Consider the following 24,530-nt stretch of genomic DNA (forward strand, 5'->3'; position numbering starts at 1 on the left):
CGTCACGCCCTTCTGGATGAGTGCTCTTCACATGCTGTGGAGGTCCGGGAATTGCCAGTTCTTCGGAATCTCTCCGTGTCAGCTCACTGTTTCACCACAACGCATCCCGCAGCTTGTACCACGACATCGCTGCTACAAGCAGCGGCGTGCGCAGCAGCCGGCCGCCAGGGAAGGGGGCATGCCGCAGGCGCTGGAACACGTCCAGGCGCTCACGCTGGCCTGCAATGGCGGCGGCGATCACCTCACCGGCCAGCCCGGCGGCGGCCACCCCATGGCCGGAGAACCCCTGCGCGAAGTACAGATTGCCGTCCAGCCGGCCCCAATGCGGGGCGCGGTTGCGGGTAATGTCCACATAACCGCCCCAGACCTGCTCCAGTGGCACGTCGGCCAGCTGCGGGAACACCTGGTGCATGCGCCGCTGCATCACCCCGCGCAGGCCGGGTGGGGGCAGTGCTGAATAGCTGGCACGGCCACCAAACAGCAGGCGATGGTCGTGGCTGAGACGGAAGTAATCCAGTGCCCAGGCGGTGTCGGCCACGGCCATGTTGTTGCCGATCAGGGCGCGGGCGCGTTCGGCACCCAGTGGTGCGCTGGCGCCGATATAGGTGCCGACCGGCATGATCCGCCGTTCCAGCTCGGGCAGCAGGCCCTGCAACCAGGCGTTGCCGGCCACCACCAGATGCGCAGCGCGCACGCTTCCCTGCGTGGTATGCAGGGTGGGCTGCGGTCCGCGCTGCACGCGGGTCACTGCGGAGTTCTCATGGATCACCGCGCCGGCCGCACGCGCCGCATCGGCCAGTCCGCGGGCATAGGCCAGGGGCTGCAGATGCGCGCTGAGCGGATCGAACATCGCGGCGCGGTAGCGTGGGCTGTCCAGCTGTGCGCGCAGGGCATCACGGTCCCACCACTGCATGGGGTAGTCGTAGTGGCGTTGCAGATGCTCGCAGTTGGCCTGCAGGTCGCGCTCATGGCGTTCGCGGATGGCGACGCTGGCGTGGCCTTCCACCCAATGACAGTCAATGCCGTGCCGATCGATGCGTGCGCGCATCGCCTGCACCGCGTCGCGTGACCAGTCGAACAGGTGGCGCGCATCATCACGACCGAGCTGACGCTCCAGTTCGTCCACCTCGCAGCCATAGCCGACCAGCGCCTGGCCACCGTTGCGACCGGACGCGCCCCAGCCGATCCGCTGCGCGTCCAGCACCACCACGCGCTGGCCGCGCGTAGCCAGTTCCAGGGCTGCGGTCAGGCCGGTATAGCCGGCGCCCAGCACCGCGACATCGGCCTGCACATCCCCCCGCAACGAGGGCAGTGCGGGCGGTTCGGGCAGGCTGGCGGCGTACCAGCTGGGCGGGAAGGCGGCGCTCACCGCAGGCCTCGCGGGCGCAGTGCGGGAGGGGGGAGCGGGGGAGGACGATCAGCATTCACCCGCGTAGTTTCGCCGATGCGTGACAGCCATGGTGTGACGGCGACGACTTGCCGCCTTCGCCGGGCGACGGGTAACGTGTCGGCACGTCAAGGAGTTTTTCCATGCGCCGCCTGCCCTGGGTGGGCCTGCCCACCGACAGTACCGTGCTCGGCCATCACCGCTTCGCGGCGGCCGGCGAGAAGTACGTGCACGCGCTGGCCGAGGCCGCCGAAGTGACCCCGGTGGTACTGCCGAGCCTGCAGCCTCCTTTGCCGGTTGGCGACTGGCTGCAGGGGCTTGATGGCCTGCTGTTGACCGGCGCGGTCAGCAACATCGAACCGCAGCACTACGAGGGCGGTCGCAGCTGGCCGGGCAATCTGCATGACCCGGCCCGTGATGCCAATGCGTTCGCGTTGCTGCGTGAGGCTTTGGCGCAGGATCTTCCGGTACTGGCGATCTGCCGCGGCTTCCAGGAACTGAACGTCGCGCTGGGTGGCAGCCTGCATCCGCAGGTACACGCGGTGCCTGGCCTGGCTGACCATCGCGAAGACCCGCAGGCGCCGGTGGAGGTGCAGTACGGACCGGCCCACGCGGTTACCCTGGTTGCCGATGGCTGGCTGGCGCAGTGGCACGGCAGCGACCGGGCGCAGGTCAATTCGGTGCACGGGCAGGGCATTGCCCGCCTCGCGCAGGGCCTGCAGGTCGAGGCCGTGGCCGACGATGGGCTGGTCGAAGCGGCACGCAGCCTGCACCATCGTTTCGTGCTCGGCGTACAGTGGCACCCGGAGTGGCGTGTCATGCAGGCGCCGTTCTATCACGCTATTTTCCGTGCGTTCGGCCAGGCTTGCCGGCAGCACCAACAGAACCGACTGGATTCCCGATGAGTTCCCGAACGCGCCCGCGCAAGACGGCCACGCCCCCCGCACCGCAGGAAAGCACGCTGCTGCGCTGGCTGAAGGAGCGGCGCATCACCGAGGTGGAATGCCTGGTGCCGGACATCACCGGCAACGCGCGCGGCAAGATCATTCCCGCCGACAAGTTCTCGCACGACTACGGCACGCGCCTGCCTGAGGGCATCTTCGCCACCACCGTCACCGGCGAGTTCCCTGACGATTACTACGAGCTGACCTCGCCGTCCGACTCGGACATGATGCTGCGCCCCGATCCGGACACGGTGCGCATGGTGCCGTGGGCGGCCGACGCCACCGCGCAGGTCATCCACGATTGCTACACCAAGAGCGGTGAGCCGCACGAGCTGGCGCCACGCAACGTACTGCGCCGCGTGCTGGCGGCCTACGCCGAGCTGGGCCTGCGCCCGGTGGTGGCGCCGGAGCTTGAGTTCTTCCTGGTGCAGAAGAACACCGACCCGGACTTCCCGCTGTTGCCACCGGCCGGCCGCTCCGGGCGCCCGGAAACCGCGCGGCAGTCGTACTCGATCGATGCGGTCAACGAATTCGACCCGATCCTCGACCTGATGTACGACTACGCCGATGCGATGAAGCTGGATGTGGACACGCTGATCCACGAATCCGGTGCGGCGCAGCTGGAGGTCAACTTCACCCATGCCGATGCGATGGACCTGGCCGACCAGGTGTTCCTGTTCAAGCGCACCATGCGCGAGGCGGCGATGCGCCACGGCGTGTATGCCACCTTCCTGGCCAAGCCGATGGAGAACGAGCCGGGCAGTGCCATGCACATCCACCAGAGCCTGGTGCGGATGAGTGACGGCAGCAACGTTTTTGCCGGTGATTCCGATGCCGAGGGCGCGTTCAGCCCAGTGTTCGGCCATTACCTGGGTGGCCTGCAGAAGTACGCGCCGCAGGCGATGGCGTTCTTCGCGCCGAACGTGAACTCCTACCGCCGCCTGGTGTTCGGCGAGGTCTCGCCGAGCAATGTGCACTGGGGCTTCGACAACCGTACCTGCGGGCTGCGCGTGCCGCTGGATACGCCGGAAAACATGCGCGTGGAGAGCCGTTTCGCCGGCTCCGACGCCAACCCGTACCTGGCAATGGCGGCGACCCTGGCCTGCGGCCTGCTCGGCATCCGCGAGCGGCTGGCGCCGGACGCGCCGGTGACCGGCAGCGCGAAGGAACTGGGCTACAACCTGCCGCGCTCGCTGGGCGAGGCGCTGGACGGGCTGGAGCAGTGCAGCGAGCTCCAGGCCCTGCTGGGCGAGCGTTTCTGCCGCGCCTACATCTCGGTCAAGCGCAAGGAATACGAGACCTTTTTCCGCGTCATCAGCTCGTGGGAGCGCGAGTTCCTGCTGCTGAACGTCTGAGCATCCGGAATAGAAAAATCCGCCGCCGGGGGGTAGGCTGGCACCCGTCGCCGGCACCACCGGCCCCCCTTCCCGCATTCTGGAGCACCCGATGAAGCTGCGTATCCTCACGCTCGGCCTGGCCTCCGCCATGCTTGCCGCCTGTGGCGGTGGCAACGGCGGCGCGCAGGACAGCCAGGTCCTGAACGTCTACAACTACAGCGATTACATCGCCGAGGACACCATTCCGACCTTCGAGAAGGAGAGCGGGATCAAGGTGACCTACGATGTGTTCGACAGCGATGAGATGGTCGAGACCAAGCTGCTGGCCGGCAACAGCGGCTACGACGTGGTGGTGCCGACGCTGAACTTCTTCGGCCGCCAGATCCAGGCCGGCGTGTTCCTGCCGCTGGACAAGAGCAAGATCCCGAACCTGGCCAACCTCGATCCGGCGGTGATGAAGCGCATCGCCACCCAGGATCCGGGCAACCAGTACGGCGTGCCGTACATGATCGGCACCACCGGCATCGGCTACAACGTGGACATGCTGAAGCAGCGTTTCGGTGGCAGCACCGACATCGCCAACAGCTGGGACCTGGTGTTCAAGCCGGAGAACATCAGCAAGATGAAGGACTGCGGCGTGACCATCCTGGACACGCCGGCCGACATGATCCCGATCGCGCTGCATTACCTGGGCCTGGACCCGCACAGCGGCGACCCGGCCGAACTGCAGAAGGCGGCCGACCTGCTGAAGTCGATCCGCCCTTACGTGCAGAATTTCCACTCCTCGCAGTACGTGGGTTCGCTGGCCAATGGCGGCACCTGCCTGGTGGTCGGCTGGTCGGGTGACATCATCCAGGCCCGCGACCGCGCCGAGGAAGCCAGCAATGGCGTGCACGTGGCTTATTCGATCCCGAAGGAAGGCGCCCCGCAGTGGTTCGACATGCTGGCGATCCCAAAGGACGCCAAGCATCCGGAAGCGGCGTACAGGTTCATCAACTACCTGCTGGAACCGAAGGTCGCTGCGGCCAACACCAACTTCATCCACTACGCCAACCCGATCCCGACCGCGACGCCGCTGGTGGACGAGGCGATCCGCACCGACCCGACCATCTATCCGCCGGCGGATGTTGCCGAGAAGATGTTCACCTACTCGATCAACACGCCGGAGACCGACAAGCTCTACACCCGGCTGTGGACCGAGGTAAAGACCGGCCGCTGAGCCGGTCTGGCGCCGTCGGGCCTTGCCCGGCGGCTCCCTTAACCTGCGCCGAAGCCGGTACTCCCGCTTCGGCCAAGGTGCTGCAGGATGGCCGGCAGCAGGTCGCGTGCGTCGCGGCCGCCGTTGCACAGGAACGACGAACTCATCCGCTGCAGGTTGTGCATGCCGATGAAGAACAGCCCCGGCTGCGGGGAAACACCGAAGTCGCCAAGCGGATAGCCGTGTGCATCCAGCACGCCCTGCACGTCGAGCCAGGGCCATTCGGCGACGAAACCGGTGGCCAGCACCACCGAGCGGATGCCTGCGGCCTGCAGATCCAGTTCGCACGGAGACGGTTCCGGCTCCCAGTGCAGGTAGACCTCTTCGGGAATGTAGCGGGCATCGTCGGTGCGCGGTTCGGGCCGCGTGGCGTAGTACGCGCTGGCCAGCGAATCGAGATAGGCATATTCGGCCCGCGTCGCCTCGATCGCGGTGTGCAGCTGCGGGCGGACATCGGCGAAGCGGGCGGTGTTTCCGCTGAATTCCTGCAACCGGCCCAGCAACCTGATGCCTGCGCGGTGCATCGCCAACAGGCTGATCGAACTGCCCAGGCCGGCGCTTCCCTTGCCGGATATCAGCGGGAACTCCGCAGTGCGGGCCTTGCGCAGCGCGTCCGGCCCACCCGCCAGTACTCCCGCCGATTCGCTCACGTGCTGGTGGATGCGCCCGGCCATGTCCCACCAGGTCATCGAGTCCTTGCCGCGCAGCCGGCGGGTGTGCGAATGCCGCTGGGCCAGTGACCAGTACACGCTGCGACCACCGTCGCGCAGGTCCTGGGCGATCTGCGCGCCGGACTGGCCGCCGCCGATGACCAGCACCGCGCCCTCGGGTAGCTGGCCGGGACTTCGGTAGTCGCTGGAGTGCAACACGGTGAGGCCTGGTGCGGGCGCGAAGGGGGCCCGGGGCAACCGCGCCCGGCGGTATTCACCGGTGGCGACCACCACCGCCTGGGCATGGATCAGCCCCCGGCTGCTGTCGATGGCATAACCCCCGGACTCGGGCCCGACCCGATGGACCACGCACCCCTCGCTGATCGGCAATGCGCGCTCGTCGGCATAGTCGCGCAGCCGTCGGATCACTTCCGGGGCCCCCATGAACCCTTCCGGGTCATCCCCGGCATAGGCATGGCCATGAAGGGCCATGGTCGCGTTGGCGGTGTTGGTCTGGAACGAATCCCAGCGCCGCCGCCAGCTGGAGCCCACGGTTTCGGCCTCCAGCACGCGATGCTCGACGCCGGCCTCCTGCAGGAGTGCGCTGAGCGACAACCCGGCCTGGCCGGCGCCGATGATGACCAGCGGCAGCCTCGCAGGCAGGGAACTCGGCAAGCGGGGCGGGAAAGGGGAGGGGCTGTCCGGGGAAATCACCAGGGTCGGTCCATGCAAGGCCTAGATCCGGGGCATTGCGCGGGGAATGTCCCGGGCTTTCAATGGATCACGCTCTGAAAAATGTTGCAGATCGGGCCGCCGCCCGTGGTGCCTGGCCGGGACAGCCGTCCGGGCGTCGAGGAGAGCCCGGGCCTTCCGGAGGACAGGCCACCATGGCGGGGGAAAACCGACACTGCTCTAGCCCCCGAGGCCGGCCAACGGCCGCTTCCGCCTGCCTCCGTCATATCCCCTGCAGCCCCCGGCCGTTAGAATGGTGGCCGCTGTCCACCGCCCGCTCCCGGAGCCCCCATGCCCGTTGAAGCCCAGCCGGTAGCCGCCGTCGTCGACACGACCGGTGCGCCCGGCTATCTCTCCATTCGTGATTTGCGCAAGGAATTCGACGGTTTCGTCGCCGTCGACGACGTCAACCTGGACGTGCGCAAGGGCGAGATCTTTGCCCTGCTCGGTGGCTCCGGCAGCGGCAAATCGACCCTGCTGCGCTGCCTGGGCGGCTTCGAGACGCCCACCAAGGGCAGCATCACCGTCGATGGCCAGCGCCTGGACGCGCTGCCGCCGTACCAGCGGCCGGTCAACATGATGTTCCAGTCCTATGCGCTGTTCCCGCACATGACGGTCGAACAGAACATTGCGTTCGGCCTGAAGCAGGATGGTTTGGGCAAGGACGCGATCGGCAAGCGCGTCGGCGAGATGCTCGACCTGGTGCAGATGGGCCACCTGGGCAAGCGCAAGCCGCACCAGCTCTCCGGCGGCCAGCAGCAGCGCGTGGCGCTGGCGCGGTCGCTGGCAAAGGGGCCGAAGCTGCTGCTGCTGGACGAGCCGATGGGCGCGCTGGACAAGAAGCTGCGCTCGCAGATGCAGCTGGAACTGGTCAGCATCATCGAATCGTCGGGCGTGACCTGCGTGATGGTCACCCACGACCAGGAAGAAGCGATGACCATGGCCACCCGCATCGCGGTGATGGATGCTGGCTGGATCCAGCAGGTCGGCAAGCCGGACGAGGTCTACGAGCAGCCGGCCAACCGCTTCGTCGCCGAGTTCATCGGTTCGGTCAACCTGTTCGACGGGGTGATCGACGAGGACCTGCCCGAGTATGTCACCGTGCGCTCGCCGCTGTTCCCGGCACCGATCTACATCGCCCATGGCATCACCTGTTACGAAGGGCAGCCGGTCGCGTTCGCGCTGCGCCCGGAGAAGGTGATGATCGGCAAGGACGAGCCGGAAGGGCACACCAACAAAGCGCAGGGCGTGATCGAGGACATCGCCTATTTCGGTAGCCATTCGGTCTACCACGTGCGCCTGCCCAGCGGCGCCAAGGTGCTGGCCAATTTCGCCAATTCGCAGCGCTGGGCCAGCGATGGCCTGACCTGGGGCGACAGCGTGTGGGTGCACTGGCGCGACAACGACGGCGTGGTGCTGACCTCATGAGCGTCGCCGGCCTGAAGCGCTGGCTGCCGGGGCTGCGTGCCACGGTGATCGGCATTCCGTACCTGTGGCTGCTGCTGTTCTTCGCAGTGCCGTTCCTGATCGTGCTGATGATCAGCTTCTCGCTCAGCCGGGTCGGCTCGCCGCCGTATACCTGGCTGCTGCAGTACGCCGACGGCGGTTTCTCGCTGAAGCTGAACCTGGAAAACTACCTGGCGCTGTTCCGCGATTCGATCTATGCCCAGGCGTTCCTGAGCTCGATCAGGATCGCGGCGATCTCCACCTTCTTCACCCTGCTGATCGGCTATCCGATGGCCTATGCCATCGCGCGCCTGTCGCCCGCCGCTCGCAACGTGGCGATGATGCTGGTGGTGCTGCCTTCGTGGACCTCGTTCCTGATCCGCGTGTATGCGTGGAAGGCGATCCTGGACCGCAATGGCCTGCTCGACCAGTTCCTGCAGTTCACCGGCCTGCAGACGCTGATGACGTCGATGGGCCTGCCGAAACTGCAGCTGATCGACACCCCGACCGCCGCCTACATCGGCATCGTCTACTGCTATCTGCCGTTCATGGTGCTGCCGCTGTACGCCAACCTGGTCAAGCATGACCACCGCCTGCTGGAAGCGGCCTACGACCTCGGTGCCAAGCCGTGGCAGGCGTTCCTGCGCATCACGTTGCCGTTGTCGAAGGCGGGCATCATCGCCGGCTGCATGCTGGTGATGATCCCGGCGGTGGGTGAATTCGTGATCCCGGAAATGCTTGGTGGTTCGGAGACACTGATGGTCGGCCGCCAGCTGTGGAACGAGTTCTTCAACAACCGCAATTGGCCAGGCGCCTCGGCGATGGCGGTGGCGATGATCCTGTTGCTGCTGGTGCCGATCCTGCTTTTCAACCGTTCCCAGCAGCGCCTGCTGGAAGGGAAGCAGGCATGAGTCCGCGCACCGCCAAGGGCCTGGGGCTGGGCGTGCTGCTGCTGGGCTTCGCCTTCCTGTACCTGCCGATCCTGCTGTTGATGTTCTATTCGTTCAACAGCTCGCGGCTGGCGATGGTCTGGGCCGGGTTTTCCACCCGCGCCTACAGTGACCTGTTCGCCGACCGCGCGCTGATGGAGGCGATGTGGACCAGCCTGGTGGTGGCGTTCTGGACCGCCTGTACCGCCACCGTGCTGGGCACGCTGGCGGCGATGGTGATGACCCGTTTCAAGCGCTTCCGCGGCAAGCCACTGTTCGGGGCGCTGGTCACCGCGCCGCTGGTAATGCCGGACGTGATCCTGGGCTTCTCGCTGATGGCGCTGCTGGCATCGATGGGCGCGATTCCCGGCTTCCCGGCGCGTGGCCTGGCCACCATCTGGATCGCGCACGTGACCTTCACCCTCTGCTTCGTCACCGTGGTGGTGTCCTCGCGCCTGCAGGAAATGGACCTGTCGCTGGAAGAAGCGGCGATGGACCTGGGCGCCAGCCGGTTGACCGTGTTCACCCGCATCACCCTGCCGATCATCGCGCCGGCGCTGGTGGCGGGTTGGCTGCTGGCCTTCACCCTGTCGCTGGATGACGTGGTCGTGGCCAGCTTCGTGGCCACGCCGGGCTCGACCACGCTGCCGATGAAGGTGTTCGCCTCGGTGCGCATGGGCATCAGCCCGAAGATCAACGCATTGGCCACGCTGCTGGTGTCGGCAGTGTCGATCGCTGCGGTGATCGGCTGGTACGTCAATGCCCGCGCCGAGAAACGGCGCCAGCGCGACCTGCAGCTGGCGCGGCAGGACAACGGCTGAGCACACGGTCCGTCGACAGCGCCGGCAACACCCGGCTCACGGACAGCGGCGCACAATGGGGGTCTTCCAGATGGAGATCCCCCATGACCGTCGAGATCATCGACCCGGCCAACGGCCAGGTGACCTACCGCCATGAACTGATGGGCGCTGCCGACATCGAGCAGCGCCTGCAGGCCGCCGCCGATGCCTTCCCCGGCTGGGCCGAGCGTTCACTGCAGGAACGCGGCGCGATCCTGCGCCAGATCGCCGCGCAGCTGCGCGCGCGCCGCGACGATCTGCAGCAGGCGATGACCCATGAGATGGGCAAGCTCAAGGCCGAGGCGCTGGCCGAGGTCGACAAGTGCGCTGCCGCCTGCGAGTACTACGCCGACCACGCCGCCGACTATCTCAAGCCGCAGCTGATCGACACCGAAGCCCAGCGCAGCTACGTGCGTTACGAGCCGATCGGCTGCGTGTTCGCGGTGATGCCGTGGAATTTCCCGATCTGGCAGGTGTTCCGTTTCCTCGCCCCGGCGTTCATGGCTGGCAACGTCGCCCTGCTCAAGCACGCCAGCAACGTGCCGCAGTGCGCCGACCTGATCCTGGCGGTGTGCCGTGACGGCGGCCTGCCTGATGGCGTGTTCGACGTGCTGCACATCGACAACGACCAGGCCGCCGACGTGCTGCGCGACGCACGGGTGAAGGCGGTGACGCTGACCGGCAGCGAGCGGGCAGGGCGCTCGATCGCCTCCAATGCCGGCAGCCAGCTGAAGAAGTCGGTGATGGAGCTGGGTGGCAGCGATGCCTTCGTGGTGCTCGACGATGCCGACCTCGACAAGACCGTGGCCGCAGCGGTGAAGTCGCGCTTCGACAACAGCGGCCAGACCTGCATCGCGGCCAAGCGCTTCATCGTGGTCGAGGCGGTGGCCGATGAGTTCACCCGTCGCTTTGTGCAGGCGGCGGGCGAGCGCCAGTACGGCGATCCCGATAAGCCGGGCACCACGCTGGCACCGATGGCTCGCGCCGACCTGCGTGACGAACTGCACAAGCAGGTGCAGGCCAGCGTGGCCAAGGGCGCGCGGGTGCTGATCGGTGGTGAGCCGATAGCCGGCACCCATGCCGGCTATCCGGCCACGGTGCTCGACCAGGCCGGCCCGGGCATGCCGGCGTATGACGAGGAGCTGTTCGGGCCGGTGGCCGCGGTGATCCGGGTCAAGGATGAGGCCGAGGCACTGCGCGTGGCCAACGACACCCGCTTCGGCCTGGGCGGCAGCGTGTGGACCGGCGATCCGGTACGCGGCGAGCGCTTCGCGCAGCGCATGGAATGCGGTGCGGCGTTCGTCAACGCCATCGTCAAGAGCGACGCGCGGCTGCCGTTCGGCGGCAGCAAGCAGTCAGGCTTTGGTCGGGAGCTGGCTGACCATGGCATCCATGAGTTCATGAACATCAAGACCGTCTACGTGGCTTGATCCCGAACGGTAGTGCCGGCCGCTGGCCTGCATTGCCCTGATTGCCGGCCAGCGGCCGGCACTACCAGAAGCGGGTCACGTGCCACCACCAACGGTCGGGGCCTGCTGATTCGGTGGCTATCGACCGTTGGTCGATGCGCTACAGCCAGCCCGAGCGCTTGAACAGCCGGTACAGCCCTACGCAGACGCCGCCCACGCCAACGATCATCAGTGGGTAGGCCCACGGTTGGCTCAGCTCCGGCATGTGGCTGAAGTTCATGCCGTACCAGCTGGTGATCAGCGTCGGCGCCGCCAAGAGTGCGGCCCACGCACCCAGCCGCTTGACCGTCTCGCCCTGCGCCAGTGTCACCAGCGAGAGGTTCACGCTCAGCGCGGTGCCCAGCATCTCACGCAGGGTGTCGATCACATCGCTGATGCGCACCGCATGGTCATGCACGTCACGCACGTACAGCTTCACTTCGTCCGGGATCAGTTCGCCCTGGTAGCGGCGCAGCTGCGCAAGCACGTCCTGCAGTGGCGCCACTGCCATGCGCATCTTGTTCAGTTCGCGCTTGAGCTCGTACAGGCGCACCACGGTGCTGCGCTTGTAATTCTCGGCGAAGATGTCCTTCTCCAGCAGGTCCAGGGTATCGCGGAAGCGGTGCACGATCGGCAGGTAGTTGTCGACCACGAAGTCGGTCACCGCATACAGGCAGTACGACGGGCCCATTTTCAGCAGCTGCGGCTCGCGCTCGACGCGTGCGCGCACTGGCGCGTAGGACAGCGAGGCGCCGTGGCGCACCGTCACCAGGAAGCGCGGGCCGAGGAAGGCATGGGTTTCGCCATACTGGATGCGCTCGTCGACCATCTGCGCGGTGGTCACCACCACGAACAGCGAATTGCCGTAGGTCTCGACCTTGGGCCGCTGGTGTGCGTTGCGCGCGTCTTCGATGGCCAGGTCATGCAGGCAGAATTCTTCCTGCAGTTTCAGCAGCACATCGTCGTTGGGATCGTACAGGCCGACCCACACGAAGCCATTGCCACTGGCGATGACATCGCTGATGGCGTCCAGGCTGATGTCGTGGCGCTTGCCCTCGTCATCGTAGTGGACGCAGTTGATGACGCAGGTAGGGTTGGCCGAAGCCGGGGCGGAAGCGGAGGCGGGCAATGACATGCCCGCCATCGTGCGTCAGGGCCGTGTTTCGGACAAGTGAGGACGGCGCCCCAGCACCCACGCCAGGGCCGCGTGCACCGGCAGCAGCAGCACGATCCACTGCACGTTGTACTGGGCCTGCAGGCTCAGCCAGTGCAGCACCAGTGCGGCCACCGCCTGTACCGCCAGCAGCCACAACATGATGCTGAACATGCGCCCCGGCAGGCGCCGGCGCAGCAGCGCGATCGCACCGGGCAGCAGCAGCACGGCCAGCGGCGAAAGCAGCAGCAGGTTGCGGTTTGCCCACGCGGCGTAGTGGATGCTGAAGCCCCACAGGAACACCAGCACGCCACCCAACAGAGCGCACAGCAGCCAGAACGGCAGTGCCAGCCCGGCCAGCAGGCGCGGGCGGTTGCGCAACGCCAGCACGCCAGCAGCGATCACCAGGCCGCACAGCAGCCACGGCCACCAGCGGCGTGCGAACTCCTTCGGCTCCGGATCGATGCGGTGCGGCAACAGTTCCTGTTCGGACTGCACCAGCGGCCGGCCATCGCTGTTGCGTGCCTGGCGCAAGGCATCGGCCAGGCGCATCGGGACGAACGCTTCCTGCCAGCGCGACAGCGGCTGGTCGGCGAACGGCCCCAGGCCCACATCGAAGCCCAGCCACATCCATGGTGCCGGCGAGGCCAGACGGACCGATTCACTGCGATAGGTGTTGCCACGCGAGCGCCCCGACAGCTGCGACTGCAGGCCACCACCCAACGCCTTGTCGAGGGTGTCGCGCACCATCGTGGCGCAATTGGCGGTGTAATAGTCGTAGTGGTAGCGCGCGTTTTCCGGCTTGGCCCGCTCGGCAAGGTCAGCGGCCAGCGCACGCGCCTGGTCCGGGCGCAGGTCCAGCCATTGCACGCTGGCACCGCGGCCGGTCTCGTCGTAGTACGACAGGTCCTGCTGCAGCGGCAGCGCCACCAGGTAATACATCATGTCGCCACGTGCGAAGCGACTGATGAAATCGTCCTCGGAGGGGTCGAAGTAGCCGAAGTTGTACGAGGTTGCGTCTCCGCTGAGCGGATCGACCACCACGATGGCGTCATGGCCGAAGCGTTCGAAGAACACCGTGCCCGGCTGCATGGTCACCACGCCGATGCGCGGAGCAGGGGCTTCAGCGCTGGCCGCGGGCAGGGCAGGTGTGGCCGGCGCCGGCTGCGCGAAGGCGGCCAGCGGCAGGGCCATGGCCAGCACGTAGAGTGCCAGCCACACCATAAGGATCAGGCCGCGGCGCTTCAAGCGTCGTCCTGCGCGTCCGGCGGCAGCACGGTCACGTGGAAGGCCTGTACCCGGCGCGCATCGGCGCGGGCCACGCGGAACATGAAGCGGTCCAGCGCCAGCTCGTCACCGACTTCCGGCAGGTGGCCCACGGCCTCGGTGACCAGGCCGCCGATGGTGTCGTAGTCCTCGTCGGAGAACGTCGCGCCGAAACGCTCGTTGAAGTCGCCGATCGGGGTCAGCGCGTCGACCACGTACTGGCCGTCGGACTGGATCGCGATCTGCGCTGACGGATCCTCGGCCTCGTCATGCTCGTCGTCGATCTCGCCGACGATCTGTTCCAGCACGTCCTCGATGGTGACCAGGCCGGCGACACCGCCGTACTCGTCCACCACGATGGCCATGTGGTTGCGCGACAGGCGGAACTCCTTCAGCAGCACGTTGAGCTTCTTCGCCTCCGGAATCAGCACTGCCGGGCGCAGCAGCTCGCGTACGTTGGCCGGGCCGTTGTCGGCGACCACGCCGCGCAGCAGGTCCTTGGCCAGCAGGATGCCAAGGATGTCGTCCTTGTTCTCGCCGTGTACCGGGAAGCGTGAATGGCCGGATTCGACCACCTGCTTCATCAGTTCCAGGAAGGGCGCTTCAACCGGCAGCGAGACCATCTGCGAGCGCGAGATCATCACGTCGCCCACGGTCAGCTCGGCCACCGAAATGGCGCCTTCCATCATCTTCAGGGTATCGGCGGCGATCAGACCCTCTTCCTGCGCGGTGTGCAGGACAGCGACCAGCTCGTCGCGGGTATGGGGTTCGCCGGAGAAGGCGGAGGTCAGGCGTTCAAGCCAGCCGCGCTTCTTTTCACTGTGCTCCGCAGGGGAGCTACTACTGTCGTCTTCTGACATCTCTGGAAAAAAGGCACCCGGCAGGCCGGGCGTTGACCCAAGTCTAGCAGGATGTGACGGCCTGTCAGTGACTGCCGGTGGCCGGGGCAGGGGCGGTCGGGGCCGGCTCCTCTTCGGGCAGGTCCAGGCTGTAGGTGCAGCCGGCCAGGGTCTTGCCCGGGTGGGAGGCTACGGTGGAGACGCTGAGGATGATCGACTCGATCTGGGCCTCGCCGGTCTTCGGGTCGGTCACGTCGCGGCTGACCAGCTCGCGGCCGGCCATGAACTTGCCGTCCTGGTCGTAGCCGGTCTCCAATTCCAGCCGTTTGGCCAGCGGGCGTGGGTCGGCCTGGTCGAGGACGGCCATGACGCTGGCGCCGGCCACCGCCACCCGATCGGTCTGTTGGCCGAAGACGGTGATCGGGCTGGCCAGCCGGAACTCGCTCATGAACTGGTTGCCCTGCGGCAGCGGCTGCAGGCCCTGGGCCACGGCCTTCAGCGGATCGGCCAGCAGCGGCGCCAGCGCGGCCTGCTCGGCCACGCCCTGGCGGCATTCGATCAGGGCCGGCAGGTCGACGCTGGAAGCGAAGGCGGATGGGACCGCAAGGGCACACAGCAGGGGCAGGCAGCAGCGCAGTGACACGGGCGGTTTCCGCAGGCGAAGGGCACCCATCATAGCTCCGGTGAGCGCCTGAACAGCCCGCTGAGAAGGCGCAGGAAACCGGTCATCGCCCGCCGCACGACCATCAGTGAGAGGGTAAACACGACCGCGAGCATGGTGATCTGCATCGATTGCCCCGCGATGCGCACCACCGCCGGCCACAGGCCCGGGCTGGTCAGCCAGGGCAACATTTCCGATGCGGCTGTCCTGGCCACTTTCACGTAGATCACGGCCAGCACGAACAGCACCAGCAACGAGGTGCGGCTGGCATGGAAGAACGGAAGCGCGTTGACCGGCCTGCCAAGCCGCTGCTGCAGCAGCGTTCGCCACAGCACCGGCAGGGTCAAGGCACCGACCAGTATCAGCACCATCGACGTTTCCCACAGCCCGGGCAGGTGGACGGGTTCTGCTCTACCCGTGAGGTGCGGGCCGATCATGCCGGTCGCCAGCCCGGCCAGCAGGCACAAGGGCGAGAGCAGGGCCAGGCTGCGCAGCAGCCAGTGCCTGCCGCTGGGGTCGCGGGCGCTGATGCGGCGCACGGTGTACGCGCCCAGCACCAGCAGGCCTGCGAACAGGCCCGCACTCATTGCAATCGCCGTGAAGCTGTTTCCCGAGGTCATCCTTGGTTTCCTTGTGCCGCCATGCCAGGCGGCAAACAATTGCGCAGCGCGCGGACCGGCACCTGCAGCCCGGCTGGGTCAGGGCGATCGGCGCTGCGATGCCGCTGGGTACCAGCGCAGCCTGACCGGGTAGCCCAGCAGCGCCTGCAGGTGGTCGCGCACGGTCGCCGCCGTTGCGCGCGCGCCAGCGGTATCCCGGAGTTCCAGCTCCAGTTCACCGGTCATGACGTCCAGGCCATAGCCGGTCAGACCGGGCAGCTGCGGGATGAACCAGCCCTGCTGCGCCTGAAGACGGCGCTGCATCTCCGCTTCGGTCATTGAAGCGCCGATGATATAGCGCACGCGTTGCGGGCCGTCCGCCCCTGGATGGGTCTCATCCGCCTCGGAGGCTGGGCCAGTCAATCGCACGACGACGGTCCAACCCGTCGCATTGTCCACCCACATGCCGGCCAGGCGTGCCGCGTGGCGCGCCCTCAAGCGTTCCATCAATGCGTGCTGCTGCGCCTCGGCGACCGCCTGGCGGGCCGTCTGTTGGCTGACGTCAAAGAAGGCCTGCACCTCGGCGACTTTGGCGGCAATGTCGGCCGCGCTGTCGCTGGCCGGGAACGGCGACGGTCGTTCCCGGTCGGGGTCGATGCCCGGGGCAGTGGTTACCTGCAGAAGAGCGGCGATGAGTGCGGGCAACAGCGCGATGGGGTTGTCCTCCGTGATGAACCCGGTGTGCGTGGTCGTCAGCGCTCGCCGGCGTAGGGATCGGCGATGCCGATCTCGGCCAGGATGTCGCGCTCCAGCTGTTCCATCGCCTCGGCTTCCTTGTCGTCCTCGTGGTCCCAGCCAAGCAGGTGCAGCACGCCGTGCACGGTCAGGTGCGCGTAATGGGCGTTGAGCGCCTTGCCCTGTTCGTCGGCTTCGCGGGCCACCACCGGTGCGCAGATCACCAGGTCGCCGAGCAGTGGAAACTTGACGCCCTTGGGCAGGCCTTCGGGCACTTCGGCCGGGAAGCTGAGCACGTTGGTGGCGTAGTCCTTGCCACGGTAATGGCGGTTCAGCGACTGGCCTTCCTTGGCATCGACCACGCGGATGGCCAGATCGGCCTCGCGGATGCGGCCCTTCAACGCAGCGGCCACCCACTTGCGAAAGCTCACGGCCGCCGGCAGGCCGGCACGCGGCAGGGCATAACTGACGGCGACGTCCAGTCGCACGGGACCACGGGTCATGGCGTCGCTCCAGGCTGGATCTGATGCAGGTCGCGGCGGTCGTAGGCGCTGACGATGCGCGCGACCAGCGGGTGGCGGACCACGTCGCGGGATTCGAAGAAGGTGAAGCTGACGCCCTCGACTTCACGCAGCACATCGATGGCGTCGCGCAGACCGGATTTCACGTGCTTGGGCAGGTCGGTCTGGGTCAGGTCACCGGTGACCACCGCGGTGGAGCCGTAGCCCAGGCGGGTCAGGAACATCTTCATCTGTTCGATGGTGGTGTTCTGTGCTTCGTCCAGGATCACGAATGCATCGTTGAGCGTGCGGCCGCGCATGTAGGCCAGCGGCGCGATCTCGATGACGTTCTTCTCCAGCAGCTTGACCACCTTCTCCACGCCCATCATCTCGTACAGGGCGTCGTACAACGGTCGCAGGTAGGGATCGACCTTCTGGCTCAGGTCGCCTGGAAGGAAGCCCAGCTTCTCGCCGGCTTCCACCGCCGGGCGCACCAGGATCAGGCGCTGCACCCGCGATTCGTTCAGTGCTTCGACCGCGCTGGCCACGGCCAGGAAGGTCTTGCCGGTACCGGCCGGGCCGATGCCGAAGTTGATGTCGTGGGTGGCGATCTGGTGCAGGTAGCGGGACTGATTGGCGCCACGGCCACGTACCGTACCGCGCTTGACCTTGATCGCGACCTCCTGCGCTTCGTAGGAGCGTTCGGCGATCTGCTCGACATTGGCCTGCGCCAGGCGCAGATGGATGGCGTGGTTGTCGAAGACGGTCTCGCCGGCTTCGGCGTACAGCGCTTCAACCAGCTTCTGCGCCTCCACGATGGCTTCATTGGGCCCGCTGATGCGGAACACGAAGCCACGGTTTGCGATCTCCACGCCGAGCTTCAGCTCGATCTGGCGCAGGTGCCCGTCGAAGGGGCCGCACAGGTTGGCCAATCGCTCGTTGTCTTCCGGCGACAGGGTGAAGTCTCGATGATCGATGCTTTTCATTGCTTGGGGTGGGGCGGGTTCGCCGTCCACCGCGATGGACTTGGGATGACAAGGTTACGCGCGTACCGGGCATGCGGCCAGCAGCGGGCCGATACGCGGTTTTCCACACCCGGTGTGGACGGGGGGCGCGAAAACCTGTGGATAGGCCTTCGCAGTGCTTGTGCCACAAGGCGTATGAGGCGGTGGTGAAAAAACCGTCACAGCCGGCCGGCTCCTGTGACGGCAGCGCATCTTCCGCTGCCAGGCACCCAGTACGGCCGCCCTCGTTCGGTTCTCCACACCAGCTGTGGAATGATGCTGAATCAAGCTGTGGATAGGTGGCGAGGAGCCTTGCAGCAAAAGGCTCGCCCGTACGTGGCGAAAAAACCGTCAGGGCTGATCGGAATCATTGAGGGTGCACGGGGCAGCTGGCACCGTGTCGCCGTCGCAGGAGGGATGGTATGGGCATCGGCAACGGGATGCGTGGACTCGGGCTGGCGGCCATCGGCCTGCTGGCAGGCTGTGGGCAGTCAACGCCAACGGCGCTGGGCACACTGGAGTGGGACCGGATCACGGTGCCGGCGCCGGCGGCCGAGGTGATCGCCACGTTGGAGGTGCGCGAGGGCCAGCGGGTCAAGGCCGGGGCCGTGCTGATGCAGCTCGACTCCGCCCGCGGCGACGCGCAGTTCGCGGTGGCGCAGGCCGACACGGCGCGCGCGCAGGCCCAGCTGGAAGAGCTGAAGCTCGGCCCGCGGCAGGAACAGATCGCACAGGCCCAGGCACAACTGGCCGCGTTGCGCGCGCAGTCTGCTGAAGCCACTGCCTACTATCGGCGCGTGCAACCATTGGCACGCCAGCGCCTGATCGCCGCCGCCGAGCTGGACCGTGCACGGGCGGCCGCCGGCATTGCCGCGGCCAGCGTGCGTGCCGCCGAGCAGGCCTGGCTGGAACGGGTGCACGGCAGTCGCGCGCAGGACATCGCCCAGGGCCAGGCGGCCGCCGACGCCGCACAGGCGCAGCAGGTGGTGCAGGGCGTCAACCTGCAGAAGCTGCAGCTGCGCGCACCGCGCGATGGCGTGATCGATGCCTTGCCGTACCGGCAGGGTGACCAGGCACCGATCGGGGCGCCACTGGCGGTGATGCTGGTTGGCGAGCGCCCCTATGCGCGCGTCTACCTGCCGCAGCCGCTGCGCCTGCAGGTCAAGGTCGGTCAGCCGGCGCAGATACAGCTGGAGGGAGGGCGCACCGTACTGAAGGGCCATGTGCGCGCGATCCGCAGCGAGCCTTCATTCACCCCGTACTACGCACTGACCGGCGATGACGTCGAGCGCCTGAGCTACCTCGCCGAGATCGAAGTGGATGAAGCCAGCGACATGCAGACGCTTCCGGCCGGGCTGCCGGTGCAGGTGCGCTTCTGAACACCGGTGCGGACATCGCAGTGCATGCGCAGGGCCTGACTCGTCGCTTCGGCGATCTGCTGGCCGTGGACAAGGTCGACCTGACCGTGCCCCGTGGCCAGGTCTATGGTTTCCTGGGCCCGAACGGGTCGGGCAAGTCGACCACCATCCGCATGCTGTGCGGCCTGCTGGAACCCAGTGCGGGGCAGATCGAGGTGCTGGGCCTGGCGGTTCCCGAGCAGGCCGAACCACTGCGCCGGCGCATCGGCTACATGACCCAGCGCTTCTCGCTGTACGAAGACCTATCGGTACGCGAGAACCTGGAATTCCTCGCCGCCATCCAGGGCCTGCCGCGCAACCAGGCCCGGCAACGGGTCGATGCGCTGCTGCAGCAGTACCGGTTGCAGGACCGGCAGCCGCAGCTGGCCGGTACGCTCAGCGGCGGGCAGAAGCAGCGGCTGGCCCTGGCCGGCGCCGTGGTGCATTCGCCCGAACTGCTGTTCCTGGACGAGCCGACCAGCGCGGTCGACCCGGAGTCACGCCGCGACTTCTGGGAGGCCCTGTTTGAACTTGCCGACGCCGGTACCACCGTGCTGGTCTCGACCCACTACATGGACGAAGCCGAGCGCTGCCACCGGCTGGCTATTCTTGATCGTGGCGCGCTGGTCGCCGATGGCACGCCGGCCGAACTGTGCGCGCAGCTGGACGGCCGCACGCTGCAGGTCACGTCATCGCAGCCACGCCAGGCCAGCCGCGTGCTGGCCGAGCTGCCCGGCGTGCTGAGCGTGGCGCAGATCGGCACCCATCTGCGCGTGCTGTGCAATGAGGGCGTAGCGGATGTCGCAGTGCTGCGGCGCGCGCTGGCCAGCCCCGACCCGCAAGCGCATATCGAAACCGTAGCGCCGAACCTGGAAGACGTGTTCGTCGCCGCCACCCGCGGCCGTGGCCGGGAGCCGGCGGCATGAACCTGCGCCGGCTGTGGGCGATCGTGCTCAAGGAGCTGCGGCAGCTGCGCCGCGACCGCATCACGCTGGCGATGATCGTCGGCATTCCGGTGATGCAGCTGCTGCTGTTCGGGTATGCGATCAACCTCAACCTGCGCCACCTCGATGCGGGTATCGCCGACCAGGCCAACAGCGCCGCCTCTCGCGCACTGGTGCAGGACATGGTCGCTACCGGCGTGATCACGCCGCGCAGCGAGGCCTACACGCCGGGCCAGCTGATGCAGGCACTGCGCCGCGGCGAGATCAGCGTCGGCATCGTGGTGCCGGCCGACTTCGAGCGTCGCCGCTTCGATGGACGCGAAGCGGTACAGGTGCTGGTCGATGGCAGCGACACCGTGGTGCAGAGTGCGGCGATCCAGCTGGCGCAGGTGCCACTGGATACGCGCCCGACCAGCAATACGCGGCCGCTACGCGAAGGCAGCATCGCAGCTGGTCCAATCAGCGTGACCAGCTTCTACAACCCGCAGCGGCGCTCGGCGGTGAACATCGTGCCCGGCCTTATCGGGGTGATCCTGACCATGACCCTGGTGATGTTCACGGCGGTGGCGGTGGTGCGCGAGCGCGAGCGCGGCAACATGGAACTGCTGATCGCCACGCCGGTATCGCGCAGCGAACTGATGGTCGGCAAGGTGCTGCCCTATGCAGCGATCGGCCTGCTGCAGACCACCCTGGTGCTGGCGCTGGGTACCTGGCTGTTCCAGGTGCCGATCCGCGGCAGCCTGCTGGACATCTACCTGGCCGCGGTCCTGCTGGTGCTGGCCAACCTGGCGCTGGGCCTGCTGATCTCCACGCGCGCGCGTTCGCAGTTCCAGGCGATGCAGATGACGCTGTTCCTGTTCCTGCCGTCGATCCTGCTGTCGGGCTTCATGTTCCCGTTCGCCGGCATGCCGCGGCCGGTGCAGTGGCTGGCCGAGGTGCTGCCGCTGACCCACTTCCTGCGCCTGGTGCGCGGCATCATGCTGCGCGGCGCCTCCCTATGGGAACTGTGGCACGACGCGCTGGCGCTGCTGGCCTTCATCGTGGTGATGATGACGCTGGCGATCCTGCGTTTCCGCAAGCGCCTGGATTGAGGCCTGTCATTCGGTAGTGCCGGCCGCTGTCCGGCATCATTTCCGGTGGGTGCCGACCGTTGGTCGGCACACCTTATTCCGCTACCACGCGCCCACGCAGCGAGTTGGTAAGCGCTTCGGTGATCAGCACATCCACGAACTGGCCGATCAACCGCGCCGGCGCCGGGAAGTTCACCGAACGCATGTTCTCGGTCTTGCCGGTCAGCTCGTTCGGATTCTTGCGCGACGGCCCTTCCACCAGCACGGTCTGCACGGTACCGACCATCTTCCCGGAGATGCTGGCGGCGTGCGCATTGATGCGCTCCTGCAGCCGCGACAGGCGAGCGTGCTTCTCGGCATCGCTGATCGTGTCCTCCAGATCGGCCGCCGGCGTACCCGGTCGACGCGAATAGATGAAGGAGAAACTGTGGTCGAAGCCGATGTCCTCGATCAGCTTCATGGTCTTCTCGAAGTCGGCATCGGTCTCGCCGGGGAAGCCGACGATGAAGTCCGAGCTGATCGAGATGTCCGGGCGCACCGCGCGCAGCTTGCGGATCTTCGACTTGAATTCCAGTGCGGTGTAACCACGCTTCATCGCCGACAGCACGCGGTCGCTGCCGGCCTGCACCGGCAGGTGCAGGAAGTTGGCCAGCTGCGGCACGTCGCGGAACGCATCGATCAGCGAATCGCTGAACTCCAGCGGATGCGAGGTGGTGAAGCGGATGCGGCCGACGCCGTCGATCTCGGCGATGGTACGGATCAGCAGGCCAAGGTCGGCGAATTCGCCGTCCCCATAAGGCCCTCGGTAGGCATTGACGTTCTGGCCGAGCAGGTTGATCTCGCGCACGCCCTGTGCGGCCAGCTGCGCCACTTCCACCACCACGTCCTCGAACGGGCGGCTGACTTCGGTGCCGCGGGTGTAGGGCACCACGCAGAACGAGCAGTATTTGGAACAGCCTTCCATGATCGACACGAATGCCGAGGGACCTTCGGCGCGCGGCTCGGGCAGGCGGTCGAACTTCTCGATCTCGGGGAAGCTGATGTCCACCTGCGGGCGCTTCTGTTCGCGTCGCGCGCGGATCAGTTCCGGCAGGCGGTGCAGGGTCTGCGGGCCGAACACCAGGTCAACGAACGGCGCGCGCTTGATGATCGCCTCGCCTTCCTGCGAGGCCACGCAGCCGCCCACGCCGATGATGACCTCGCGGCCCTTGTTCTTCAGGCCCTTCCACACGCCCAGCTGGCTGAACACCTTCTCCTGCGCCTTCTCGCGGATGGAGCAGGTGTTGACCAGGATGACGTCGGCGTCGTCCGGGCTGTCGGTCAGTTCCAGGCCATCGCTGGCGGCAAGTACGTCGGCCATCTTGGCCGAGTCGTACTCGTTCATCTGGCAACCGTGGGTCTTGATGTACAGCTTGCCCTTGACCTGGTCAGGCTTGCGCGGACCAGCGGGCAGGGCAACGAGCGGGGTACCGCCCGGCGTGGCGGGCGAAAAGACGTCTGGCGTCCCGGTCATGGCGCTTAATCCATTCGGGTGGCGGGAAAGCGGGCAATTCTACCCGCATCCCGCGCCAGCCGCCGCGCCCTTGTAGAGCCGAGCCCACGCTCGGCTGCTCTTCCCGCTTCCCATGGGGCAGCCTGGCATGGCCTGGCTCTACTGAAGCCAGCCGAGCGTGGGCTCGGCTCTACAAGGAAAGCCGGCCGGCGCTGCTCCGGCGCTGCTTACGCCGCCGCCAGCTCCGCGTCGATCTGCCGCGAACGGTCGAAGGCGGTCATCGCGCTCATCCGCGCAATGTAATCAGCCGTGGCCGGCGCAGGCTGCACCAGGCCGAAGGCCGTGGTCCAGGCCAGCGCATTGCCCCACAGCACATCCGCGGCACTCATCGTCCCGCCGAGCAGGTACGGCCCTTGTGCCAGCTGGGCCTCGACCACCTGCAGCACGGTGTCCGCATCGTTGTACGGTGACATCAGGCGCGGCGGTGGCTCGCGGTGCATCGCCTTGTCGATCATCGCTGGCTCGAAGCAGGCGCCGTAGAAGGCCATCCAGCGAAGGTAGGGCCCGCGCAGGGCGTCGCCGATCGGCGGTGCCAGCCCGGCTTCCGGATACAGGTCGGCCAGGTACAGATAAATGGCGACCTGCTCGGTCACCAGTGCGCCGTTGTGGACGATGGCCGGCACCTTGCCCATCGGGTTGATGGCCAGATAGGCCGGAGCCAGGTTGGCGCCGGCTTTCAGGTCCAGCACCTGCATGCGGTAGTCGGCACCCAGCGCTTCGAGCAGGGCCACGGCGCCGCTCGAGCGGGATCGGGCGGCGTGGTACAGGGTGATCTGGCGTGAGGTCATGGCATTGCTCCTTGCGGTGGGTGGTGAACTGGAAGCCATCCTGGGGCACTATTGCGGACGACTTCTGTCCTCGATTCTTCATGCGCCATACCGCCCATCGACTGCTGCGCCTGATCGCCCTGCTGCAGGCCCGCCGCCAGTGGTCCGGGGCTGAGCTGGCCGAGCGCATGGGCGTGGACCGGCGCAGCATCCGCCGCGATATCGAGCGCCTGCGCGAGCTGGGCTACCCGGTCCACGCCTCGTCAGGGGTGGGCGGCGGCTACCAGCTCGGGGCGGGGGCGCCGGTATTGCCGATGCTGCTGGACGAGGAGGAGGCAACCACCCTGGCCATCGCCCTGCGTGCCGCGTCTGCGACCGTCGCCGGCATCGACGACACTGCGCGGGGCCTGTTGTCCAAGCTCGACCCGCTGGTGCCGACCCGCCGCCGCCGGCAGGCCGGGGAGGTGCATGCGGCGACGGCCACCCTGTCCGACCTTCCGTCCACCGACGCACGCCTGCTCGGACGGCTGGCCCAGCACTGCCGGCAGGCGTCGCGGCTGGCCTTCGAATACCGCAGTGCGCAGGACGCGGTCACCCAGCGCGAGGTCGAGGCCCAGCACCTGGTTAATTACGGGCGGCGCTGGTATCTGCTTGCCTGGGATCTGGGGCGGCAGGACTGGCGCACCCTGCGCGTGGACCGCATGGGTGCCGTACGTGAGTGCTCCGAGCCGGGCCTCCACCGGCGCACGCCAGCGCCGCCCGATGTGATGGTGCGGCAGGCGGTCAGCCAGGCGCCGTTCGCACTGCAGGCCATCGTCCGCCTGGCCGGCAGCCGCACCGAGCTGGAAGGGCGCATCCCACCGTGGTGTGGTGTGCTGGAGGCTGATGGTGCCGGCCATTGCCTGTTGCGGATGGGCGCCGAGAGCTGCGGCATGATGCTGGCGCAGATCCTCAGCCTGGACCGGGTGCCGGTGGCGTTGTGGACCACGCCGCCGGGCCTGCGCGATGAGCTGGCACAGCGTTTGGCCGGATTGGGCCAGGTGCTGGCTGTGCCGCCGGTCACAGGCTGAGCC

The 24,530-nt window shown here is 67.2% G+C and carries 23 protein-coding genes; 11 read left to right on the plus strand and 12 right to left on the minus strand.

Annotated features, from left to right (window positions below; genetic code table 11):
* Positions 1-91: 91 nt before the first annotated feature.
* Positions 92-1,369 (minus strand): NAD(P)/FAD-dependent oxidoreductase, encoded by a 1,278-nt coding sequence (locus tag BN1263_RS03110; RefSeq protein ID WP_058979510.1) that lies wholly within the window; start codon positions 1,367-1,369, stop codon positions 92-94.
* Positions 1,370-1,530: 161 nt separating this feature from the next.
* On the opposite strand from BN1263_RS03110, the gene BN1263_RS03115 reads away from it, so the two are divergent.
* From BN1263_RS03115 to BN1263_RS03125, 3 genes are all read left to right on the plus strand, one after another.
* Entirely contained in the window at positions 1,531-2,292 is a 762-nt protein-coding gene (locus BN1263_RS03115) for a gamma-glutamyl-gamma-aminobutyrate hydrolase family protein (protein WP_058979512.1), read from the plus strand.
* Positions 2,289-3,686 carry a glutamine synthetase family protein gene (locus tag BN1263_RS03120; protein ID WP_058979515.1) on the plus strand — a complete coding sequence of 466 codons (1,398 nt, stop codon included), beginning with the start codon at positions 2,289-2,291 and terminating at the stop codon, positions 3,684-3,686. The genes BN1263_RS03115 and BN1263_RS03120 overlap by 4 nt, the downstream gene beginning before the upstream one ends.
* Positions 3,687-3,777: 91 nt before the next feature.
* Positions 3,778-4,887: a polyamine ABC transporter substrate-binding protein gene (locus tag BN1263_RS03125; RefSeq protein ID WP_019659050.1), complete on the plus strand. Its 1,110-nt coding sequence runs from the start codon at positions 3,778-3,780 to the stop codon at positions 4,885-4,887.
* 38 nt (positions 4,888-4,925) lie between these two features.
* On the opposite strand, the gene BN1263_RS03130 is transcribed toward BN1263_RS03125, so the two are convergent.
* Entirely contained in the window at positions 4,926-6,251 is a 1,326-nt protein-coding gene (locus BN1263_RS03130) for a flavin-containing monooxygenase (protein ID WP_260832898.1), read from the minus strand.
* 348 nt (positions 6,252-6,599) lie between these two features.
* Between BN1263_RS03130 and BN1263_RS03135 the strand changes: the two genes are divergently transcribed.
* The 4 genes from BN1263_RS03135 to BN1263_RS03150 all read left to right on the plus strand — a co-directional run bounded on the left by BN1263_RS03135 (position 6,600) and on the right by BN1263_RS03150 (position 10,952).
* On the plus strand, positions 6,600-7,736 hold the full coding sequence (locus tag BN1263_RS03135; RefSeq protein ID WP_058979519.1) for an ABC transporter ATP-binding protein: 1,137 nt from the start codon (positions 6,600-6,602) through the stop codon (positions 7,734-7,736).
* Positions 7,733-8,665 (plus strand): ABC transporter permease subunit, encoded by a 933-nt coding sequence (locus BN1263_RS03140; RefSeq protein ID WP_021203561.1) that lies wholly within the window; start codon positions 7,733-7,735, stop codon positions 8,663-8,665. The genes BN1263_RS03135 and BN1263_RS03140 overlap by 4 nt, the downstream gene beginning before the upstream one ends.
* Positions 8,662-9,504, plus strand: coding sequence for an ABC transporter permease subunit (locus tag BN1263_RS03145; RefSeq protein WP_058979521.1), 843 nt, complete (start codon positions 8,662-8,664; stop codon positions 9,502-9,504). The genes BN1263_RS03140 and BN1263_RS03145 overlap by 4 nt, the downstream gene beginning before the upstream one ends.
* Positions 9,505-9,587: 83 nt before the next feature.
* Positions 9,588-10,952, plus strand: a complete 1,365-nt coding sequence (locus tag BN1263_RS03150) for an NAD-dependent succinate-semialdehyde dehydrogenase (protein WP_058979523.1) — start codon at positions 9,588-9,590, stop codon at positions 10,950-10,952.
* 139 nt (positions 10,953-11,091) lie between these two features.
* Here the strand turns inward: BN1263_RS03150 and BN1263_RS03155 are convergent, their stop codons facing one another.
* The 8 genes from BN1263_RS03155 to BN1263_RS03190 all read right to left on the minus strand — a co-directional run bounded on the left by BN1263_RS03155 (position 11,092) and on the right by BN1263_RS03190 (position 17,709).
* The gene (locus BN1263_RS03155; protein WP_058979525.1) at positions 11,092-12,114 is read right to left on the minus strand and encodes a magnesium and cobalt transport protein CorA; all 1,023 of its coding nucleotides are present in this window, start codon (positions 12,112-12,114) and stop codon (positions 11,092-11,094) included.
* Between the two features lie 6 nt (positions 12,115-12,120).
* Complete coding sequence (locus BN1263_RS03160; RefSeq protein ID WP_058979527.1) at positions 12,121-13,371, minus strand: lipoprotein N-acyltransferase Lnb domain-containing protein; 1,251 nt, start codon at positions 13,369-13,371, stop codon at positions 12,121-12,123.
* Positions 13,368-14,249 carry a CorC family transporter gene (locus BN1263_RS03165; protein WP_005408827.1) on the minus strand — a complete coding sequence of 294 codons (882 nt, stop codon included), beginning with the start codon at positions 14,247-14,249 and terminating at the stop codon, positions 13,368-13,370. Before BN1263_RS03165 ends, BN1263_RS03160 begins: the two co-directional genes overlap by 4 nt.
* Before the next feature lie 64 nt (positions 14,250-14,313).
* On the minus strand, positions 14,314-14,901 hold the full coding sequence (locus tag BN1263_RS03170) for a hypothetical protein (protein WP_186008948.1): 588 nt from the start codon (positions 14,899-14,901) through the stop codon (positions 14,314-14,316).
* Entirely contained in the window at positions 14,901-15,509 is a 609-nt protein-coding gene (locus BN1263_RS03175; RefSeq protein WP_058979531.1) for a hypothetical protein, read from the minus strand. The genes BN1263_RS03170 and BN1263_RS03175 overlap by 1 nt, the downstream gene beginning before the upstream one ends.
* A gap of 78 nt (positions 15,510-15,587) precedes the next feature.
* A complete protein-coding gene (locus BN1263_RS03180) occupies positions 15,588-16,193 on the minus strand; it encodes a hypothetical protein (RefSeq protein WP_019659040.1) in 606 nt (201 codons plus the stop codon).
* A gap of 47 nt (positions 16,194-16,240) precedes the next feature.
* On the minus strand, positions 16,241-16,726 hold the full coding sequence (gene ybeY / locus BN1263_RS03185) for an rRNA maturation RNase YbeY (RefSeq protein WP_058979532.1): 486 nt from the start codon (positions 16,724-16,726) through the stop codon (positions 16,241-16,243).
* Positions 16,723-17,709, minus strand: coding sequence for a PhoH family protein (locus BN1263_RS03190; protein ID WP_019659038.1), 987 nt, complete (start codon positions 17,707-17,709; stop codon positions 16,723-16,725). Before BN1263_RS03190 ends, ybeY begins: the two co-directional genes overlap by 4 nt.
* Positions 17,710-18,149: 440 nt before the next feature.
* Here BN1263_RS03190 and BN1263_RS03195 point away from each other — a divergent pair, with 440 nt between their 5' ends.
* From BN1263_RS03195 to BN1263_RS03205, 3 genes are read left to right on the plus strand one after another with little or no spacing between them, the layout of a single operon-like run.
* Entirely contained in the window at positions 18,150-19,106 is a 957-nt protein-coding gene (locus BN1263_RS03195) for an HlyD family secretion protein (protein ID WP_058979534.1), read from the plus strand.
* 20 nt (positions 19,107-19,126) lie between these two features.
* Positions 19,127-20,050: an ABC transporter ATP-binding protein gene (locus tag BN1263_RS03200; RefSeq protein ID WP_058979536.1), complete on the plus strand. Its 924-nt coding sequence runs from the start codon at positions 19,127-19,129 to the stop codon at positions 20,048-20,050.
* Positions 20,047-21,159, plus strand: coding sequence for an ABC transporter permease (locus BN1263_RS03205; protein WP_058979538.1), 1,113 nt, complete (start codon positions 20,047-20,049; stop codon positions 21,157-21,159). The genes BN1263_RS03200 and BN1263_RS03205 overlap by 4 nt, the downstream gene beginning before the upstream one ends.
* Positions 21,160-21,232: 73 nt before the next feature.
* On the opposite strand, the gene miaB is transcribed toward BN1263_RS03205, so the two are convergent.
* Positions 21,233-22,651 (minus strand): tRNA (N6-isopentenyl adenosine(37)-C2)-methylthiotransferase MiaB, encoded by a 1,419-nt coding sequence (gene miaB / locus BN1263_RS03210; RefSeq protein WP_058979540.1) that lies wholly within the window; start codon positions 22,649-22,651, stop codon positions 21,233-21,235.
* 206 nt (positions 22,652-22,857) lie between these two features.
* On the minus strand, positions 22,858-23,478 hold the full coding sequence (locus BN1263_RS03215; RefSeq protein WP_058979542.1) for a glutathione S-transferase family protein: 621 nt from the start codon (positions 23,476-23,478) through the stop codon (positions 22,858-22,860).
* Positions 23,479-23,558: 80 nt separating this feature from the next.
* On the opposite strand from BN1263_RS03215, the gene BN1263_RS03220 reads away from it, so the two are divergent.
* A complete protein-coding gene (locus tag BN1263_RS03220; RefSeq protein ID WP_058979544.1) occupies positions 23,559-24,527 on the plus strand; it encodes a helix-turn-helix transcriptional regulator in 969 nt (322 codons plus the stop codon).
* Positions 24,528-24,530: the final 3 nt, after the last annotated feature.

It is taken from the genome of Stenotrophomonas thermophila (assembly GCF_001499715.1).
GTDB classification, from domain to species: domain Bacteria; phylum Pseudomonadota; class Gammaproteobacteria; order Xanthomonadales; family Xanthomonadaceae; genus Stenotrophomonas; species Stenotrophomonas hibiscicola.

Bases quoted from the DNA above. Each gene is read 5' to 3' on its own strand.
- BN1263_RS03115 (WP_058979512.1), top strand. From the start codon at position 1,531: ATGCGCCGCCTGCCCTGGGTGGGCCTGCCCACCGACAGTACCGTGCTC.
- BN1263_RS03120 (WP_058979515.1), top strand. From the start codon at position 2,289: ATGAGTTCCCGAACGCGCCCGCGCAAGACGGCCACGCCCCCCGCACCG.
- BN1263_RS03125 (WP_019659050.1), top strand. From the start codon at position 3,778: ATGAAGCTGCGTATCCTCACGCTCGGCCTGGCCTCCGCCATGCTTGCC.
- BN1263_RS03135 (WP_058979519.1), top strand. From the start codon at position 6,600: ATGCCCGTTGAAGCCCAGCCGGTAGCCGCCGTCGTCGACACGACCGGT.
- BN1263_RS03140 (WP_021203561.1), top strand. From the start codon at position 7,733: ATGAGCGTCGCCGGCCTGAAGCGCTGGCTGCCGGGGCTGCGTGCCACG.
- BN1263_RS03145 (WP_058979521.1), top strand. From the start codon at position 8,662: ATGAGTCCGCGCACCGCCAAGGGCCTGGGGCTGGGCGTGCTGCTGCTG.
- BN1263_RS03150 (WP_058979523.1), top strand. From the start codon at position 9,588: ATGACCGTCGAGATCATCGACCCGGCCAACGGCCAGGTGACCTACCGC.
- BN1263_RS03155 (WP_058979525.1), bottom strand. From the start codon at position 12,114: ATGGCGGGCATGTCATTGCCCGCCTCCGCTTCCGCCCCGGCTTCGGCC.
- BN1263_RS03165 (WP_005408827.1), bottom strand. From the start codon at position 14,249: ATGTCAGAAGACGACAGTAGTAGCTCCCCTGCGGAGCACAGTGAAAAG.
- BN1263_RS03170 (WP_186008948.1), bottom strand. From the start codon at position 14,901: ATGGGTGCCCTTCGCCTGCGGAAACCGCCCGTGTCACTGCGCTGCTGC.
- BN1263_RS03175 (WP_058979531.1), bottom strand. From the start codon at position 15,509: ATGACCTCGGGAAACAGCTTCACGGCGATTGCAATGAGTGCGGGCCTG.
- ybeY (WP_058979532.1), bottom strand. From the start codon at position 16,726: ATGACCCGTGGTCCCGTGCGACTGGACGTCGCCGTCAGTTATGCCCTG.
- BN1263_RS03190 (WP_019659038.1), bottom strand. From the start codon at position 17,709: ATGAAAAGCATCGATCATCGAGACTTCACCCTGTCGCCGGAAGACAAC.
- BN1263_RS03195 (WP_058979534.1), top strand. From the start codon at position 18,150: ATGGGCATCGGCAACGGGATGCGTGGACTCGGGCTGGCGGCCATCGGC.
- BN1263_RS03205 (WP_058979538.1), top strand. From the start codon at position 20,047: ATGAACCTGCGCCGGCTGTGGGCGATCGTGCTCAAGGAGCTGCGGCAG.
- miaB (WP_058979540.1), bottom strand. From the start codon at position 22,651: ATGACCGGGACGCCAGACGTCTTTTCGCCCGCCACGCCGGGCGGTACC.
- BN1263_RS03215 (WP_058979542.1), bottom strand. From the start codon at position 23,478: ATGACCTCACGCCAGATCACCCTGTACCACGCCGCCCGATCCCGCTCG.
- BN1263_RS03220 (WP_058979544.1), top strand. From the start codon at position 23,559: ATGCGCCATACCGCCCATCGACTGCTGCGCCTGATCGCCCTGCTGCAG.